This window comes from Pseudomonas sp. N40(2020) (assembly GCF_014472415.1).
Classification (GTDB): domain Bacteria; phylum Pseudomonadota; class Gammaproteobacteria; order Pseudomonadales; family Pseudomonadaceae; genus Aquipseudomonas.
Genome location: NZ_JACSZV010000011.1, coordinates 35370 through 53954, shown reverse-complemented (window position 1 = coordinate 53954; position 18585 = coordinate 35370). Strand labels below are relative to the sequence as shown.

Below are 18585 nucleotides of genomic sequence, written 5' to 3'. Positions count from 1 at the left end.
ATGCGAGGCGCGTTTGCGCCCGGCCACAGGACTTGGCCATGGACATCGCTTGTTCAAGACAAGAATCAGATCAACGAGACGGGAGATTCATATGATCAGTGCGGCATTGGATATTCAGGGAGAGCGTGCTCAGCAGTCAGTAGGCGAATCGAGTACCGTCAGCGTTCCCGGCAGCCGATCGATCAGCGTCCCAGGCACCAAAACGCTGACTCCGGTAGCGAGTCAGAATCCCAACAAGAAAAAAGTATTGTTCGTGACCTCGGAAATCGCAGATCTGGTGAAGACCGGCGGCCTGGGTGACGTTTCCGCCGCCCTGCCCCGCGCCATGGCCCATCTGCACGACGTGCGGGTGTTGATCCCCGGTTATCCGCAGGTGATGCACAGCGAAAACCCGATCCATATCATCGGCGAACTCGGTGGCCACGCCGCGCTGCCACCGTGCAAGATCGGACGCATGGACATGCCGGATGGGCTGGTGATCTACGTGCTGATCTGCCCTGAGCTCTACGAGCGCGAAGGTTCGCCCTACGGCGCCAACAACGGTCGCGACTGGCCGGACAACCACATTCGCTTTGCTCGCCTGGGTCTGGCTGCTGCCGATATCGCCGCCAATCTGGCCCAGATTCACTGGTGCCCGGATCTGGTGCACGCCCATGACTGGCCGGCCGGCCTGGCCCCTGCCTATATGCACTGGCGCGGGCAGCGCACGCCAACACTGTTCACCATTCACAACCTGGCCTATCAAGGCGTCACCAGCCTCGGCTCCTGCCCCGAGCTCGGCATTCCGAACCATGCCCTGCAACAGGAAGGCATGGAGTTCTACGGCAAGATGTCGTTCCTTAAGGCGGGGATGGCCTATTCGAGCCACATCACCACAGTCAGCGCCACCTACGCACAGGAAATCACTACCCCGGATTTCGGCTGCGGCCTCGACGGCTTTCTCGCCGCCAAGACCCAGCAGGGTTTGCTCAGCGGTATCCCCAACGGGATTGATGAGAGCTGGGACGCGGCCACTGACCCACATCTATTCGCGCCCTTCGCCATTGGCGATTGGGAAGGCAAAGCAGTCAACGCCGCTCACGTTCGTGACCTGTTCGGGTTGAAAGACTCCGAAGGCCCGTTGTTCGCCGTGGTCTCGCGCCTGGTCTATCAGAAAGGCCTGGACCTGACCGAGGCAGTCTCCGAGTACATCGTACAGAACGGCGGCCAGATCGCGATTATCGGTCGTGGCGAGCCGGAAGAAGAGCAAGCCATGCGCGAATTGGCGCTGCGCTTTCCCGGCCAGGTCGGCGTACGCATCGGCTTCAACGAAACCGACGCCCGCCGGATGTTTGCCGGCAGCGATTTCTTGCTGATGCCTTCGCGTTACGAGCCATGCGGCTTGAGCCAGATGTACGCCCAGCGCTTCGGTTCGTTGCCGGTAGCACGCAACACCGGGGGGTTGGCCGACACCATCGAAAACGGCGTCACCGGGTTCCTGTTCGACGAGTCCACCGCCGACAGCTACCGCGAAGCCCTGAGCCGCGCCTTCAAGGTCTTTGCCTTTCCCGAACTGCTCAACGCCATGCGTTGCCGGGCCATGGCCGCGCCATTCAACTGGTGCAAAGCGGTCGAACCCTACGCTGAACTCTATGAACAACTGGTCGCCAAGGCGCTGGGTAAAGCACACCACAAATAATCAGGGAGTTTTCCACGATGCCGTTACGGACCCAAATTAACTGGCCCCACGGCGCGATCATGCAGGACGCCGAACACACACAATTTGCGCTGTGGGCGCCGGATGCGTTTTACGTCAGCGTGGAGTTGGAGGACGGACAGTCGCTGCCGATGCTACCGCAGGCCGATGGTTGGTTTGTGATCAAGACCCGTTGCCCGGCGGGCACGCGTTACCGCTACAACATCGATGGCGAACTTGAGGTGCCCGACCCAGCCTCCCGAGCACAGGACGGCGACCTCGACCGCCGCAGCGTGGTAGTCGATCCGCTGGCCTATCAGTGGCGACACACCGAATGGCGCGGTCGGCCGTGGAGCGAAGCGGTGATCTACGAGCTGCACGTCGGTGCGCTTGGCGGATTTGCCGAGGTCGAACAGCACTTGCAACGCTTGGTTGAGCTGGGTGTCACCGCCATCGAACTGATGCCGCTGGCGCAGTTCCCAGGTGATCGAAACTGGGGTTACGACGGCGTCCTCCCGTATGCGCCGCAAGCGTCCTACGGCACCCCGGAACAACTCAAGCACCTGATCGACAGCGCTCACGGCCACGGTCTGGCGGTGATTCTCGATGTGGTCTACAACCACTTCGGCCCCGATGGCAATTACCTGCACCGTTACGCCAAAGGCTTCTTTCGCGAGGACAAACATACCCCGTGGGGCGTGGCGATCGATTTTCGACGTACCGAGGTGCGCGAGTTTTTCATCGAAAACGCACTGATGTGGCTGCTCGAATACCGCTTCGACGGCCTGCGCCTGGACGCGGTGCACGCCATCGAAGATCCCGACTTTCTCAGTGACATGGCCCAGCGCATCCGCCAGCAGATCGACCCGACCCGTCATGTCTGGCTGACCGTGGAAAACGAGCTCAATCAATCGAGCCTGTTGGAGAATGATTACGACGCGCAGTGGAACGACGACGGCCATAACGCTTTACATGTGTTGCTGACCGGCGAAACCGATGCCTATTACGCCGACTATGCCCTGCAACCCACCGAGCAATTGGTGCGTTGCCTGAGTCAGGGCTTCGTGTTTCAGGGCCACATCACCCGCCATGGCGAACCCCGGGGCGAACCGAGTGAACACCTGCCTTCGACCGCGTTTGTCCTGTTCCTGCAGAACCACGATCAGATTGGCAACCGCGCCTTTGGCGAGCGCCTGCATCAACTGGCCGATCCCCGCGCAGTGCAGGCAGCCACCGTGCTGTTGCTGCTGTCACCGATGATCCCGATGATGTTCATGGGCGACGAGTTTGCCGCCGAGCAGCCGTTCCAGTTCTTCACCAGCCATCACGGCGAACTGGCGGAGTTGGTACGCGAAGGCCGGCGCAATGAATTCGCTGCGTTCGGTGCCTTCAACGATCCGCACAAACGCGAGCAAATTCCCGATCCTAACGCCGAGCAAACCTTCCATGCCTCACAGCCACGGCTGATCGGAAACGGCACGCCACTGCAACAGCAAACCCTCGCGCTGTACCGGCAACTCCTGCAATTGCGCCATAAACACATCATCCCCCACCTGTCTGGTACTCAGGCGCTGGGAGCGCAAATGCTCGGCCATGGCGCCGTCAGCGCACGTTGGCGCCTGGGCGATGGCAGTGAGCTGAGAATCGACCTGAACCTCAGTGATACGGCGGTGGTCAACCCTCCACGGACCGGCGCAGTGTGGCTTTTTCAAAAGCCACCTGCCGTCGAACTGTCGGATGAGGGCCTGCTGCCCCCGTATTGCGCGCTTGTCAGCCTCACGGCCGCAACCCCTTTGCAACCTTTGGATGGAGAGCGCCTATGAGCGATGCGCAACTGGAAATTCTTGCAAGCAGAGCCGGTCTTGCCGTCGACTGGATCGACGCCAACGGCCGCCCGCAAAAAGTCGCCCCGGCGGTGTTGCGCAATGTCCTGATCGGCCTTGGCCACCCTGCCAGCACCTCCCAGGAAATCGACGCCAGCCTGCTCGAACTACAACAGGTCCAGCAAGACCGTCACCTGCCGCCGCTGCTGACCAGTGATGTCGGCGTCGGAGTTGACCTTGCGCGTTATTTCAAACCTGAAACCCCGTGTGAGATCCACCTGGAAGACGGTTCGCGTATGAACCTGAAACTCGATTCCGAGTCGGTACTGCCCGGCCTGATCCCGGTCGGCTATCAACAGGTTCATATTGACGATCAATACTTCACCCTCGCCGTGGCGCCTGAGCGCTGCTTCAGCGTCGGCGACGCGGTCGACAATCCGATCCCTCGCGCCTGGGGGCTCAGCGTGCAGCTATATGGCCTGCGTCGCCCCGGCGATGGTGGCTTCGGCGACACCCAGGCACTGGAAGAACTGGCGCGGGTGGCCGGTGAACGCGGTGCCGACGCACTGGCGATCAGCCCGCTGCACGCGATGTTCAGCGCCGACACCGGGCGCTACAGTCCATATTCGCCATCCAGCCGTTTGTTTCTCAATTCCCTGTATGCCGCACCCGGCACAATTCTCGGTGAACGGGCTTTGCGCGATGCGATCGACAGCGCTGGTCTGGCCGAGCAGTTTGCGAAACTGGAAGACCTGAAACTGATCGACTGGCCCGCCGCTGCCGAGGCCAAGCTCAAACTGCTGCAAGCCCTGTACGACGGATTCACTGCGGGCGATCACCCGTTGCACCCGGACTTCGCCAGTTTTCGTCATGCTGGTGGCGAGGCACTGGAAAACCACTGCCGCTTCGAAGCCATCCAGGAAATGCGCGCCGCACGTGGCGAAAGCCTCGACTGGCGCGAATGGCCGGAACATTGGCACGACCCGCGCGGCGCCGCCCTCGAAGCGTTTGCCGAAGAATATGCCGAGCGCATCGGTTACTTTGCGTTCTGCCAATGGCTGATCCACCGATGCCTGGAGCGTGCGCAAACCGCCGCGCGCAGCGCCGGCATGGGCATCGGCCTGATCGCCGACCTTGCCGTGGGTGCCGATGGCGCTGGCAGTCAGGCCTGGAGCTTTCAGGACGAACTGCTCGCCTCGCTCACCGTTGGTGCGCCACCGGACATTCTTAATCGCTCCGGTCAGGGCTGGGGGATTTCCGCGTTTTCCCCCGAAGGCCTGATCCGCAACGGCTTTCGTGCCTTCATCGAAATGCTGCGCGCGAACTTCGCCCACGCCGGCGGTTTGCGCATCGACCATGTCATGGGCCTGCAACGCCTGTGGGTGATTCCCAACGGCGCGGCACCGGCCGACGGTGCCTACCTCTATTACCCGGTGGACGATCTGTTGCGCTTGCTGACGCTTGAATCCCATCGTCATCAAGCGATTGTGCTCGGCGAAGACCTCGGCACCGTGCCCGACGGTCTCCAGGAAAAACTCATCGCCCGCTCCATGCTCGGCATGCGCGTGCTGTTGTTCGAACAGGACAACACCCGTTTCAAGCCGATTCTCGACTGGCCGGATAACGCATTGGCGACCACCAGCACTCACGATCTGCCGACGCTAAACGGCTGGTGGCATGGCCGCGACATCGACTGGAATTCGCGACTGGGTTTTGTCGATGCCAACGGCGAAATCGAATGGCGCCGGCATCGTCAACGGGAACGTGAAGGCCTGCGCGGAGCGTTGAGCCAAGACCCGCAGAACTTTCGCGAAGAATCCCACGAGGCCGATCAGGTGGTGGACGCCAGCGTGCGTTTCCTCGGACATACTCGCGCGCCGCTGGTGTTGCTACCGCTGGAAGACGCGCTGGGCATCGACGAACAAGCCAATCTGCCAGGCACGATCGATACGCATCCGAACTGGTCGCGGCGCCTGCCCGGCGCCAGCGAAGCTTTGCTCGACGGTGCGGATGCAGCGCGGCGTCTTGAACTATTGGCGTGCGCACGCCTTCAGGCAGCCGAGCGTGACCAATGAATCAGGCGCTCATACAGCCATTGCGCACCACCCTGCGCCTGCAATTTCACAAAGGCTTCACCCTTGAACAAGCGGTGCCACTGGTTCCGTATTTCGCCCGTCTGGGCATCAGCCACATCTATGCCTCACCATTGCTCGCGGCGCGGGCAGGTTCGATGCACGGCTATGACGTGGTTGATCCGACTCAGGTCAACCCGGAACTCGGCGGCGAACCCGCGCTACGGAACCTGGTCAGCGCCCTGCGCGAACACAACATGGGCCTGATCCTCGACATCGTCTCCAACCACATGGCGGTTGGCGGCAGTGACAATCCATGGTGGTTGGACCTGCTGGAATGGGGACGCCTGAGCCCCTACGGTGAGTTCTTCGACATTCAGTGGCACTCGCCGGACCCGTTGATGGAAGGCCAGTTGCTGCTGCCGTTTCTCGGCAGCGATTACGGCGTCGCGTTGCAGGAAGGCACGCTGAAACTGCATTTCAATGCGCAGAACGGCAGCTTCCACGTCGAGCATTACGATCACCGCTTCCCGATCTGCCCGAACGATTACGGCGAATTGCTCAAACCCGAAGATGCGCTGAAATCGCTCGCTGATCATTTCAGTGCCCTCAGCTATCAGACCCATGCCCATTCACTGGCCGGCCCGCTCAAGGAAGAACTGCGGCAACTGGCCAGAGATCCGCAGATCCTTGAAGCCATCCAGCGCAATCTGGAGCATTACGACTCAACCACTGAAGAAGGCTTCCACAAGCTCCATCAGTTGCTGGAGCGCCAGAGTTATCGCCTCGCCAGTTGGCGCACGGCGGCTGACGACATCAACTGGCGGCGTTTCTTCGACATCAATGAGTTGGGTGGCTTGCGCGTCGAACGTCCGGCGGTGTTCGAAGCGACCCACGGTAAAATCTTTCAGTTGATCGCCGAAGGGTTGGTCGACGGTTTGCGCATCGACCATATCGACGGCCTCGCCGATCCGCGCGGGTACTGCCGCAAACTGCGTCGGCGTGTTGACCTGTTGGCGCCGGGACGGCATCTACCGATCTACATTGAAAAAATCCTCGGCGCCGGCGAAACCCCGCGCCGCGACTGGGCGGTGGACGGCACCACCGGTTACGAGTTCATGAATCAGCTGTCGTTGCTGCAACACGATCCGGACGGCGAATTCGTACTGGGTGACTTGTGGCAGCGCCGCACCGAACGCCCCGCAGCGTTTATCGAAGAAGCCCAATTGGCGCGTCAGCAGATCCTTAATGGCTCGCTGGCCAGCGATTGCGAAAGCGTTGCCCAAGCGCTGCTGCAAGTGGCCCGCGATGACCTGATGACCCGCGACCTGACCCTCGGCGCAATTCGCCGCGTACTACAGGCGTTGATTGTGCATTTCCCGGTGTATCGCACCTACATCAGCGCGATGGGTCGCTCGGCGCAGGACGACGTGTTTTTCCAGCAGGCCATGGACGGTGCGCGGCAGACTCTCGGCGAAGGCGACTGGCCGGTGCTCGATTGCGTTGCAGCATGGCTCGGTGGCACCCCGTGGCGACAAAAGCCACGCGGACGCTCGCGCAAAATCCTCAAACATGCCTGCGTGCGCTTCCAGCAATTGACTTCGCCGGCGGCCGCCAAAGCCGTGGAAGACACCGCGCTGTATCGTTCGGCCGTGCTGCTGTCGCGCAATGACGTCGGCTATAACACCGAGCAGTTCAGCGCGCCGGTCAGCGATTTCCACGAGATCAATCTGCAGCGCCTGGCTCAATTCCCCGACAACCTGCTGGCCACTGCCACCCACGACCACAAACGCGGCGAAGACACCCGTGCGCGCCTCGCGGTACTCAGCGAGCGCAGCCACTGGTACGCCGAACAGATCGAACTGTGGCGCGCCCTCGCCCGCCCTGTGCGCGTTGACGAGCAAATGCCGTCGACCGGTGATGAGCTGATTCTCTATCAGGCGCTGCTCGGCAGTTGGCCGCTGGATTTGCATGACGGTGATCAGGCAGGTTTTGCCGACTACGCCAAACGCATCTGGCAATGGCAACAGAAAGCCCTGCGTGAAGCCAAGCTGCAAAGCAGTTGGAGCGCGCCGAACGAAGCCTATGAAAACGCCGCGCAGGCATTCACCGAAAAACTCCTCACAGGTGAAGAAGGTGAACTGCTGCGCGCAGCGTTGAGCAAAACGGTCAACAGCATTGCCGCAGCCGGCGCGCTCAACGGCTTGGCGCAAACCTTGCTGCGCATGACGGTGCCGGGGGTGCCGGATTTGTATCAAGGCAACGAGTTCTGGGACTTCAGCCTGGTCGATCCGGACAACCGCCGGCCGGTGGACTACCCCGCTCGCGAGCAGGCTTTGGCGGCGCAGACGCCGACCACGGAGCTGCTGTCGAACTGGCGTGACGGTCACATCAAGCAAGCCTTGATCGCCCAGGTGCTGAACCTGCGCGCTGAACACGCCGAGCTGTTCCGGCGTGGCACGTACCAGGCGCTGGAGGTGCTGGGCAGCCAGGCGCATAACGTGCTCGCGTTTGCTCGCGAGCATGAAGGTCAGCAAGCCATCGTAATCGTGCCGATTCGCTGCGCGACATTGCTGGAAAACAGTGCCGTCCCGCAAATCGATGCGCTGCGCTGGGGCGATACGCGGGTGGTTTTACCGTTCGCCGCCTCTGACAAAAATCTGAAGGGACTTTTTGCAACCACAGCAGTCACAAAAAGCAGGGAGCTGAATGTCAGCGACGCGCTGGGGGATGTCCCGGTCAATCTCTTTATCCAACACTTAACGTAAGCATGAGTTCAGTTCAGGAGCATTGCGATGAGCACCGACGATAAACGCATCCGCGAATTCGCCTATCAGATCTGGGAATCCGAAGGTAAGCCCGAGGGCCACGAAGAACGCCATTGGGAGATGGCGCGCAAACTGGCCGAGGCCGAAGCACTGGCACCGAAGAAATCACCGAAGGCTGCCGGCAGCAAAACAGCAGGCAAAACCGCCGAGGTGAAGGCGCCAGCCGCCAAGCCCAAAGCCCCGGCCAAAGCCAAGCCTGCGAGCGCCGCCAAAGTCGTGCCACCGGGCGAAAAAGCCGTCGAGAAAAAGCCCAAGGTGCCACGCAAGCCCCCGGCGAACTGACGCTTCCCCCGATTATTGAACTGAATGACTGTGTGGCGGGTTTGCTCGCCACAGAGGGCGCGTTCGCCCTCAAGAAACACGCATAACCCCTGTAGGAGTGAGCCTGCTCGCGAAGGCGTCGGTCCATCCGACATATTTAATAGCTGGGCCACCGCTTTCGCGAGCAGGCTCACTCCTACAGGGTTTGTGTCAGCCCAGAATTCACCCGTTTTGCAGGAGCAATCATGACCCGTCCAAAAAAAGCCGAGCCCGCACAGCACGCCGAGCCTTCGAGAATTCGTGAGGGTCTGCCCTTCCCGCTCGGTGCGACCTGGGATGGCTTGGGGGTGAACTTTGCCCTGTTCTCCGCCAACGCCACCAAGGTCGAACTGTGCATCTTCGACGATGCCGGTGAAGTCGAGCTCGAACGAATCGAACTGCCCGAATACACCGATGAGATCTACCACGGCTACTTGCCCGACGCCCATCCGGGGCTGATTTATGGCTACCGCGTCTACGGCCCGTATGACCCGGCCAACGGCCACCGCTTCAACCACAACAAATTGCTTATCGACCCCTACGCCAAACAACTGGTCGGCCAACTCAAGTGGTCCGAAGCCTTGTTCGGCTACACCATCGGCCACCCCGACGCCGACCTCAGTTTCGATGAACGCGACAGCGCTCCCTTCGTGCCCAAATGCAAAGTCATCGACCCGGCGCATACCTGGGGCAACGACCAGCGCGTCAGCGTGCCGTGGGACAAAACCATCATCTATGAGACTCATGTGCGCGGCATCAGCATGCGGCATCCATCGGTGCCGGAAAACGTGCGCGGCACCTTCGCCGGTTTGATGAATGACGATGTGCTCAAGCACATTCGCAGCGTCGGGGTTTCATCGGTCGAGTTGCTGCCGATCCACGCTTTCGTCAACGACCAGCACCTGCTGCACAAGGGCATGACCAACTACTGGGGCTACAACAGCATTGCGTTTTTCGCCCCGGACCCGCGTTATCTCGCCAGCGGCAAGATCGCCGAGTTCAAGGAGATGGTCGCGCACCTGCACGAAGCCAATCTCGAAGTGATCCTTGACGTGGTCTACAACCACACCGCCGAGGGCAACGAGCAAGGCCCGACCCTGTCGATGCGCGGCATCGACAACGCCTCGTACTACCGGCTGATGCCCGACGACAAGCGCTTCTACATCAACGATTCCGGTACCGGCAACACGTTGGATCTGAGTCACCCGTGCGTACTGCAAATGGTCACTGACTCGTTGCGTTACTGGGCCAGCGAAATGCATGTCGACGGTTTCCGCTTCGACCTGGCGACTATTCTCGGCCGCTATCACGACGGTTTCGACGAGCGGCACAGCTTCCTCGTTGCCTGCCGTCAGGACCCGGTTTTGCGTCAGGTGAAAATGATCGCCGAACCGTGGGATTGCGGCCCCGGTGGCTATCAGGTCGGCAACTTCCCGCCGGGCTGGGTCGAGTGGAACGACAAATTCCGCGACACCGTGCGCGCGTTCTGGAAGGGTGACGACGCCCAGGTCGCCGACTTTGCCAGCCGCATGACCGCGTCCGGCGAGATGTTTAACCAGCGCGGCCGGCGGCCGTATTCATCGGTGAACTTCATCACTGCCCACGACGGCTTCACCCTCAACGATCTGGTGTCGTACAACGACAAGCACAACGAAGCCAACGACGAGAACAATCAGGACGGCAGTAATAACAACCTGTCCTGGAACCATGGCGTTGAAGGTCCGACCGACGATCCCGAAATCAACGCCCTGCGCCATCGGCAGATGCGCAACTTCTTCGCAACGCTGCTGCTGGCCCAAGGCACGCCAATGATTGTCGCCGGCGACGAATTCGCCCGCACGCAGGATGGCAACAACAATGCCTATTGCCAGGACAGCGAGATCGGCTGGGTCAACTGGGATCTGAGCGAGGACGGCAAGGCCCTGCTCAAATTCGTCAAACGCCTGATCAAGCTGCGTCTGGCTTATCCGATTCTGCGTCGTGGGCGCTTTCTGGTCGGCGAGTACAACGAGGACATCGGCGTCAAGGACGTGACCTGGCTCGCCCCGGACGGCACCGAGATGACCACCGAGCATTGGCATGACGCGCACAATCGTTGCCTGGGCATGTTGCTCGACGGTCGCGCGCAGGAAACCGGGATTCTGCGCAAGGGTGCCGACGCGACCCTGCTGCTGGTGGTCAATGCGCACCACGACATCGTCAACTTCACCTTGCCGGAAGTCCCGGAAGGCAGTTTCTGGACCTGCATGGTCGACACCAATCAACCGGCGATCCGAGGCCAGGAGCGCTTCGACTTCGGTCACGAGTACTCGGTCACCGGACGTTCGCTGCTGCTGTTTGAACTGCAACGTGAAGAAGAAGACTGATATGGACTTGCAGAACTATCTGGCCCGCCGTCCACCGGACTATGCCGACACGTTAGCCCTCGGTGGATGCCTGCGGGCCATGGTTGAAGCCGGACTGGATCGTTTACCGCTGCCGGGCAGCGGTCACACGCTGGAGCGTTTTCGGCATCTGGCGAATGTCGGCGGGCATGATCTGGGGTTATGCAAACTCTATGAAGGCCATACCGACGCGCTGGCAATCATCGAGCAATTGGGTGGTTCGCCAACGCCCGGCAGCACGTGGGGCATGTGGGCGGCCGAACCGCCGCAAGCGCGGGTGCAAGTGCGTCCCGCCGGGCATATGGTCACGCTCAATGGACGAAAAGCCTGGTGTTCCGGCGCCGCCGTGCTGAGCCATGCGCTACTCACCGCGTGGGATGCCGATGATCAGCAACAATTGGTCGCCGTCGCACTGGATCAACCGGGTGTGACCGTTACCGATCAAGGCTGGCAAGCGGTGGGCATGGGCGCCACCGGCAGCGTCGAAGTGCTGTTCGACGGCGCCGAAGCGCAGGCCATCGGCAATCCCGGTGATTACCTGCAACGCCCAGGCTTCTGGCAAGGAGGGATCGGCATCGCAGCGTGCTGGTATGGCGCTGCGCGGCAAATCGGTGAATACCTGCGCAAGCAATGTGCTCATCGAGACGAGCCGCATGCCCTCGCCCATCTCGGCGCGGTCGACAGCGCCTTGCAGGCAGCCGCCGATGTGCTGCGCTTCAGCGCCTTGCACATCGATGCAAATCCCGAGGACAGCGCCGAACTGCTGGCCCGACGCGCCCGCGCCGTGGTGGAACAATCCGCCGAGCAAGTCATCCGTGAGGTCGGACGTGCCCTGGGGGCCGGGCCCTATTGCAAGGATCGGCATTTCGCCCGACTGATCGCCGATCTGCCGGTGTTTCTGCGTCAAAGCCACGCCGAACGCGACCTCGCCGGCCTCGGCCAACTGGTTGCCGCTCAACCCGCAGAGGCATGGACGCTATGAATGCGGTCAAGAAAGATAATCCGATCGTCGGCCAAGGCACATCCCTGCACCAATGGCAGGGTTCGCGGCAACTGGCGCAATTGGACAGCCTTGATATTCAAAGTCTGGTTCCGCCGGGCGCAAGAGCAGTAATCATCGCGCCACACCCGGACGATGAAGTGCTCGGTTGCGGCGGCCTGCTGCAATTGCTCGCCGCTGCCGGCCGCCCGCTGCAATTGATCTCGGTCACCGACGGCTGTGCCAGCCACCCCGGCTCCGAGCGCTGGCCAGTGGAGCGCCTGAGCGTGATCCGTCCGCAGGAATCCGCCGAAGCGCTGCGGCGCCTCGGCCTGCCCATGCATCGAGTGAAATGGCTGCGTGGCGGTTTCACTGACACGCAAGTAGCGGCGCAAGAAGCTGAGCTGAGCGACTTCATCGAGCGGCATCTGCGCGCCGATGATGTCATTTTTACCACTTGGCGCGAGGACGGCCATTGCGACCATGAAGCCGTCGGTCGCGCCAGTGCCGAAGCGGCGCGCAGAGTCGGCGCAACCTGCCATGAGCTACCTGTGTGGACATGGCACTGGGCAACGCCTGAAGACGCTTTGGTGCCGTGGCAACGAGCACGCAAGATTCTGCTGTCGCCTGAGCAAGTGGCGCGCAAACGCCACGCAGTACACGCCTTCGCCAGCCAACTGGAAGGCGACGCGGCCGCCGGACTCGGCCCGGTGCTGGCGCCGTACGTGCTCGATCGCCTGCTGCAACCGTTTGAAGTGGTGTTTCTATGAGCGTCGAGGATCGTTACTTCGAAGGCCTGTTCGCCGGCAACGACGATCCGTGGGCGTTCCGCCAGCGCTGGTACGAGCAACGCAAACGCGCGATCACACTCGCCGCTTTGCCGCGTCCGCATTACCGGTCGATTTTCGAGCCGGGCTGCGCCAATGGCGAGTTGAGTGCCGAACTGGCCGGTCGCTGTGATCGGCTCCTGTGCTGTGACACCGCGAGCGCTGCGGTGAGTCTGGCGACCACGCGATTGAGCCTGTTTGATCACACCGAAGTGCGCCAAAGTCGTTTGCCCGGCGACTGGCCGGAGGAAAAATTAGACCTGATTGTATTTAGCGAGATCGGCTACTACCTCGACAGTAAAGATCTGACAGAAGTGATCCGCCGGATCAGTGATTCCCTGACCGCCGACGGCCAACTGCTGGCCTGCCACTGGCGCCCCCCCATCGACGGCTGCCCGTTGAATGCACGGCAGGTTCACGACTTGATCCACGAACAATTGCACTTGCCGCGCCTGGTGCTGCATCAGGAGGCCGACTTTATTCTTGAAGTATGGAGTCGCGAACCGCGCTCGGTGGCGGCGCTGGAGGGTTTGCGATGATTGGCATTTTGATCCCGGCGCACAACGAGGAAGACCTGCTCGACGAATGCCTGAACGCCGCGCTAAGGGCCAGCCGGCACGGTTTGCTCGCTGGCGAACGGGTTGAAGTGCTGGTGGTGCTCGACAGTTGCACTGATCGCTCGGCGCAGATCGTCAGCGGCTATCCGGTGCAGAGCCTGCATATTGATGCACGCAATGTCGGCCAGGCCCGAGCCGCTGGCGCACAGCTGTTGCTTGAGCGCGGGGCGCGCTGGATCTCCTGCTCCGACGCCGACAGCCGCGTCGCCGATGACTGGCTGGTGGCGCAGCTTGGGTTGGGTGCGGACGCGGTATGCGGTACGGTCACTGTCGAGCGCTGGCATGAATCGTTCGATCAGGCGGCACAAATTCGCTATCACCGGCACTATCGGGCCTGCGAGGGCCACCGGCATATCCACGGCGCCAATCTGGGCGTCAGCGCCGATGCCTATCGTTGGGCTGGAGGCTTTAAACCGCTGGCTTGCGACGAAGATGTGCAACTGGTGCGGGCGCTGGAACTGGTCGGCGCGAACATCGCCTGGAGCCATCGCCCGCAAGTTCACACCAGCGCCCGTTTCGACAGCCGCGCGAGTGGCGGATTTGGCGACTACTTGCGAAATCTGGCACAGATGACACAAAAAAAAGCGGATCAGATTGATCTGTGACGCGACGAACCACGCTTCATGAGCAATACTCTGCTGCGCGGCAATCCAGGGTTCGGAGCACCGCACGGCAATCAACCAGCCTTCACGGGTCGGCCACCGCAGATGTTTCTGGCTGTGGGCACGATTGAGGGCGAGACAACACAAGGACGTCGTACCCATGAAACCGTTATCGCTCATCGAAAACACCCCGTCGGCGCAAATCTGGAACAGCGCCGCGCAACTCGACAATATTCCCGTCATCAACACCCGCAGTCTGGTGCCGCCCGGCGCCCGCGCCGTGGTGATCGCCCCGCATCCCGGGGATGAAGTGGTGACCTGCGGTGGCCTGCTGCAATTACTCTCAAGTCTCGGTCATCCGCTGCAATTGCTCTCCATCACCGACGGCAGTGCCAGCCACCCCGGCTCGCGGCAATGGTCGGAAAAACGCCTGAGCGTATTTCGCCCGCAGGAAAGCGTCGAAGCCCTGCGTCGCCTCGGCCTGCCGATGCACAGCCTGAAATGGGTGCGCGGCGGTTTCACCGACAACGCGTTGAGCGACCAGCATGTTCAACTGACCGAGTTCATCGGCCGCTACTTGCGGCCAGGTGATGTGGTGTTCAGCACTTGGCGCGGCGATGGCAATGACGATCATGAGGCGGTTGGTTGCGCTGCCGCCGAAGCCGCCGAACTGGCCGGGGCGACCTTCCACGATGTGCCGGTCTGGGCATGGCACTGGCCAGAGCGTGATCAAAAACTGATCCCTTGGCAGCGCGCACGCAAACTGCGCCTCGACACCTGGACCGTCGCACGCAAAAGCCACGCGACCCACGCCTACGCCAGCCAGCTCAAGGGCGAACCGGCGATCGGCATTGCGCCGATGCTGCCGCCGGTGATTCTGGAGCGGATGCGTTTGCCTTACGAAATTGTTTTCGTCTGAGCAAAAGCCTCCGTCCCCATTAATAACCACTCGTCGCCACCTGTCATGTCTGACAGGTGCGCAATTCACCGTTTAGCGCTCTGATAACTCCTGCCCATTCCCACTACGCAGGAGCTTCGCCCATGACCACCTCAACCCCACCGGACAACACTGTTCTCGTCCTCTACCCCCCTAGGGCTCCTGAAGCCACTAACCCGGTGATCGGCGCCGACCGGGGGGTGCCCAAACATGTCTATGACCTCCTACCCATGGGCCTGAAAATCGACGTCGACCCGCCGGCGTTTGGTACGGTTAAGGGGGGCGACGTCATCCGGCTGTTCTTGAACGGCGCCAGCACCGAAGCCACAAGAACCATCCCGGTTGGCGGTGAGAACGACGTTCAAACGTTGTATCTGCCCAAAGACCTGCTGCTGGAAGGTCGTGTCAACGAACTCGTTTACAACATCACCCGCGGCAGTGACAACCAGGGGACTTCGGAGCCGCCGTTGACATTGTTGTACAACAACATCCGCCCAGGCATCGAGGATCGCACCCCCGGTGATGGTGCTCACTCCGAACTGGAGCTGATCCTGCCACAGGATGTGCTCGAAGACGGCATCGATGCCGACCGGGCGAAACTGGGTGTGCAGGTGTGTTTTTCCTATCCCTACTGCCGCGCTCATGACGTGATCCGGCTGAACTGCAACGGCAAGGATGTGCGTCGCACCGTCACCGCTGCCGAAGCGCCGGCCATTCCTTCGGCCGAGCCGACTACGGTTTGCGTCATGGTCGACGAGGCCGTGTTCGTAGACGCCGGTGACAGCCCACGATTCGTGTTTTCCTACACCGTCACCGATCAGCTCGGCAACGGGCCGGACACCGACTCGCCCTACTCGGGCGCGGTGGAAGTCGATGTGCATCTCAAGGAAACCCGCCTGGCCGCGCCCGATCTGGCCGAAGATCCGGACGATCCCAACGATGACCCGACCACCATCGACCTTGAAAAACTCGCTAGCAAAGACTTGACCGTGCTCGTGTACACCTTCGCGCCACAGTGGCAAGTCAACGACAAAATCCGCGTGAGCTACACCGCGAAAGGCCCCGGCGATGGGGAGGTGCTGCACACGGTGGAGGCGGACGTCGGGCGGATTCCGTTCACCTACAAACTGCTGGTGCCCAATGCCAAGGTCATCGCGGGCAGTGTGGTGCGGGCGAAATATGAGCAGATCAGAAATGGAGGTGTGTTCGCTACCTCCAAAACCACCACCGCTGATGTCACGGGCGGAGGAACCATTGTCTTGTTGCCGCCGACGCTGGTAAGTCCGGCGGTGAACCCGATTGATCCACTGGCTTACCCAAACGGGGTGACAGTACGGATTGAATACCTCAGTGCACTGGACGGCGACCGGGGCCGGTTGGTTGAAGTCAATCCACCGGCGGGTTCGCCGCAGTTTCCGCTGGTGAACTTCAACCAAAACAAGCGCATCAACGTTGTCGTGCCTCCGGCTTTTTTAGCAGCTCGGCATGGGAAGGAGATGCCGCTGCGGTGGAATTTGAATCGCAATGGCGGGCAGGCTGGAAAGTCCCCTGCGACAGAATTAAGCGTGAAAAAGGTGGCGAATGAGGATGGTCGGTTACCGACCCCGAAAATCCTGCAGGCCCCTGATGACAAAGTGCTGGATTTAAATACCTTTGAAGGCGACGCTGAAGTTACGGTACTTCCTTGGATCGGAATCAGCACGGACAACACAGTGCAACTTACACTTACAGGAAAAGACGACAACAACGAAGATCACGCACTTCCAATACTGACGAACCACAAAATAACTGAAGAAGAAAGAGTCTCAGGAATAAAGGAAGTACTGTACAGAGAAAAACTATTCACCTTCAAAAACAAAACCCCGATCAAAGTAACTTTTGAAGTACTGCCGGGTCGCGATTCGACATCAATTTTATTCCCCACGCTGACATTGGACCTGCTAAACGCCCCTCAAGTGATTACGGAAAGCTTCGAAACAGCCATAGCGGAATGGAAAAACGAAGGCACTGTTATCGATTTTCCAACAATGACTGTAACGGTAGTAAAAGGGCCGGTGGCTTTAAACGCTAACGCTCCCAGTGAATATACTCCTTTCCTGACGGGCAACTACTTCCACCTGAACATTGAAGAAACCCTACGACTTACACTAAAAACCCCTTCAAAAAGTTTTAGGTTTGGCTTTGTAACCGGCATCAAAACAACCGCACTGATCCAATGCTATGACGAGGGCCTCGTGCCATTCAAAAATCAATCCACACCCTCTTATGATGACGTCCATCAGGACTGGATTGACGTAACAGAAACAGTCAACAAAAAAATAAAGTACATCGACATAACCATTAAAGGTCGCGCCACGTCACGACTGGACAATTTCTCAATGTTTTACTGAGTGCTATTTCTTGAATAAAATCACTGAAACGTCTATTCCAGTGTATTGCTGAGCATTGCGCAGGGGTTTGGATAACACGATGGCACTACAAACCTGATCAAAGATTCACAGCCTCGTTTCACTCGACAGCTCTGTTGAGTGGCTGTGTTGATTCAGACGGAACTGCCATCCCCACCCATCAGTCGCATGAATACGCACTCAGGATTCAGAGGAGTAACCGTGTCCAGCGACCCCAAGCGTCACACCGTCGACGCGCCCGTCATCCATCGCCTGCGCGTGTTGACGGTCAACACCCACAAGGGTTTCACCGCGCTCAATCGGCGTTTCATCCTCCCGGAACTGCGTGAAGCGGTGCGCAGCACGTCGGCCGATCTGGTGTTTTTGCAGGAAGTGGTGGGTGAGCACGAGCGGCATTCGAACCGTTACAACGAATGGCCGCAAACCTCGCAATACGAATTTCTTGCCGACAGCATGTGGAGCGACTTCGCCTACGGGCGCAACGCGGTCTACCCCGACGGCCACCATGGCAACGCGCTGCTGTCGAAATACCCGATTCGCGAATACCGCAACCTCGATGTGTCGATCACCGGCCCAGAGCGCCGTGGCTTGTTGCACTGCGTGCTGGACGTGCCGGGCCACGCCGAAGTCCATGCGATCTGCGTGCATTTGAGTCTGCTGGAAAGCCATCGCCAATTGCAGTTGCAACTGCTCTGTCAGTTGCTTGAGTCGTTACCCGACGATGCGCCAGTGATTATTGCCGGCGACTTTAATGACTGGCAGCTTCAGGGCAACGCTGCCCTCGCCCGCCGCGACTATTTGCACGAAGCCTTCGAACGTCATCACGGGCGTCCGGCCAAGACGTATCCGGCACGGTTTCCATTGTTGCGTCTGGACCGAATCTACCTGCGCAACGCCAGCAGTCATGACCCGCAGATTCTCGGCAACAAGCCGTGGACGCACCTGTCGGATCACTTGCCGCTGGCGGTTGAAGTGCATCTTTGACACTGGTTGCGATAAGACCGTCTGTCAGAACTGCTTGATCAGCGCGAAAAAACAACTACACCTTAAAAAGCTGAAGGATTGGCACTTCAAAACGTTAGGGTTCGGATCTCACGTAGTTCATTAGCTTCAGAAGCTTTTAGATCAAGCAC

At 60.2% G+C, this 18585-nt stretch carries 13 protein-coding genes; all 13 read left to right on the top strand.

Translation table 11 applies throughout. The features are described from left to right. Positions 1-91: 91 nt before the first annotated feature. The 13 genes from glgA (at position 92) to IAI51_RS09955 (ending at position 18436) form a co-directional block, all read left to right on the top strand. On the top strand, positions 92-1678 hold the full coding sequence (gene glgA, locus IAI51_RS10015) for a glycogen synthase GlgA (RefSeq protein ID WP_187678323.1): 1587 nt from the start codon (positions 92-94) through the stop codon (positions 1676-1678). 17 nt (positions 1679-1695) lie between these two features. Further along, the gene (gene treZ / locus IAI51_RS10010; protein ID WP_187678322.1) at positions 1696-3498 is read left to right on the top strand and encodes a malto-oligosyltrehalose trehalohydrolase; all 1803 of its coding nucleotides are present in this window, start codon (positions 1696-1698) and stop codon (positions 3496-3498) included. Continuing rightward, a complete protein-coding gene (malQ, locus tag IAI51_RS10005) occupies positions 3495-5573 on the top strand; it encodes a 4-alpha-glucanotransferase (protein WP_187678321.1) in 2079 nt (692 codons plus the stop codon). Before treZ ends, malQ begins: the two co-directional genes overlap by 4 nt. Next, positions 5570-8338 (top strand): malto-oligosyltrehalose synthase, encoded by a 2769-nt coding sequence (locus IAI51_RS10000; protein ID WP_187678320.1) that lies wholly within the window; start codon positions 5570-5572, stop codon positions 8336-8338. Before malQ ends, IAI51_RS10000 begins: the two co-directional genes overlap by 4 nt. Positions 8339-8365: 27 nt before the next feature. Next, positions 8366-8680, top strand: coding sequence for a DUF2934 domain-containing protein (locus IAI51_RS09995; RefSeq protein ID WP_187678319.1), 315 nt, complete (start codon positions 8366-8368; stop codon positions 8678-8680). 224 nt (positions 8681-8904) lie between these two features. Then, complete coding sequence (gene glgX / locus IAI51_RS09990) at positions 8905-11064, top strand: glycogen debranching protein GlgX (RefSeq protein ID WP_187678318.1); 2160 nt, start codon at positions 8905-8907, stop codon at positions 11062-11064. Position 11065: 1 nt separating this feature from the next. Next, the gene (locus IAI51_RS09985) at positions 11066-12064 is read left to right on the top strand and encodes an acyl-CoA dehydrogenase (RefSeq protein WP_187678379.1); all 999 of its coding nucleotides are present in this window, start codon (positions 11066-11068) and stop codon (positions 12062-12064) included. After that, a complete protein-coding gene (locus tag IAI51_RS09980) occupies positions 12061-12831 on the top strand; it encodes a PIG-L deacetylase family protein (RefSeq protein ID WP_187678378.1) in 771 nt (256 codons plus the stop codon). The genes IAI51_RS09985 and IAI51_RS09980 overlap by 4 nt, the downstream gene beginning before the upstream one ends. Then, on the top strand, positions 12828-13427 hold the full coding sequence (locus tag IAI51_RS09975; protein WP_187678317.1) for an SAM-dependent methyltransferase: 600 nt from the start codon (positions 12828-12830) through the stop codon (positions 13425-13427). Before IAI51_RS09980 ends, IAI51_RS09975 begins: the two co-directional genes overlap by 4 nt. Beyond that, a complete protein-coding gene (locus IAI51_RS09970) occupies positions 13424-14110 on the top strand; it encodes a glycosyltransferase (RefSeq protein ID WP_187678316.1) in 687 nt (228 codons plus the stop codon). Before IAI51_RS09975 ends, IAI51_RS09970 begins: the two co-directional genes overlap by 4 nt. A gap of 157 nt (positions 14111-14267) precedes the next feature. Further along, on the top strand, positions 14268-15026 hold the full coding sequence (locus tag IAI51_RS09965) for a PIG-L deacetylase family protein (protein WP_187678315.1): 759 nt from the start codon (positions 14268-14270) through the stop codon (positions 15024-15026). 122 nt (positions 15027-15148) lie between these two features. Continuing rightward, positions 15149-17434 carry a hypothetical protein gene (locus IAI51_RS09960; protein WP_187678314.1) on the top strand — a complete coding sequence of 762 codons (2286 nt, stop codon included), beginning with the start codon at positions 15149-15151 and terminating at the stop codon, positions 17432-17434. A 219-nt stretch (positions 17435-17653) separates the two neighbouring features. Continuing rightward, positions 17654-18436 carry an endonuclease/exonuclease/phosphatase family protein gene (locus tag IAI51_RS09955; protein ID WP_187678313.1) on the top strand — a complete coding sequence of 261 codons (783 nt, stop codon included), beginning with the start codon at positions 17654-17656 and terminating at the stop codon, positions 18434-18436. Positions 18437-18585: the final 149 nt, after the last annotated feature.

Coding starts and splice junctions, on each gene's coding strand:
- glgX (WP_187678318.1), top strand. CDS start 8,905: ATGACCCGTCCAAAAAAAGCCGAGCCCGCACAGCACGCCGAGCCTTCG.
- glgA (WP_187678323.1), top strand. CDS start 92: ATGATCAGTGCGGCATTGGATATTCAGGGAGAGCGTGCTCAGCAGTCA.
- treZ (WP_187678322.1), top strand. CDS start 1,696: ATGCCGTTACGGACCCAAATTAACTGGCCCCACGGCGCGATCATGCAG.
- IAI51_RS09995 (WP_187678319.1), top strand. CDS start 8,366: ATGAGCACCGACGATAAACGCATCCGCGAATTCGCCTATCAGATCTGG.
- IAI51_RS09980 (WP_187678378.1), top strand. CDS start 12,061: ATGAATGCGGTCAAGAAAGATAATCCGATCGTCGGCCAAGGCACATCC.
- IAI51_RS09970 (WP_187678316.1), top strand. CDS start 13,424: ATGATTGGCATTTTGATCCCGGCGCACAACGAGGAAGACCTGCTCGAC.
- IAI51_RS09965 (WP_187678315.1), top strand. CDS start 14,268: ATGAAACCGTTATCGCTCATCGAAAACACCCCGTCGGCGCAAATCTGG.
- IAI51_RS09985 (WP_187678379.1), top strand. CDS start 11,066: ATGGACTTGCAGAACTATCTGGCCCGCCGTCCACCGGACTATGCCGAC.
- IAI51_RS09975 (WP_187678317.1), top strand. CDS start 12,828: ATGAGCGTCGAGGATCGTTACTTCGAAGGCCTGTTCGCCGGCAACGAC.
- IAI51_RS10000 (WP_187678320.1), top strand. CDS start 5,570: ATGAATCAGGCGCTCATACAGCCATTGCGCACCACCCTGCGCCTGCAA.
- malQ (WP_187678321.1), top strand. CDS start 3,495: ATGAGCGATGCGCAACTGGAAATTCTTGCAAGCAGAGCCGGTCTTGCC.
- IAI51_RS09960 (WP_187678314.1), top strand. CDS start 15,149: ATGACCACCTCAACCCCACCGGACAACACTGTTCTCGTCCTCTACCCC.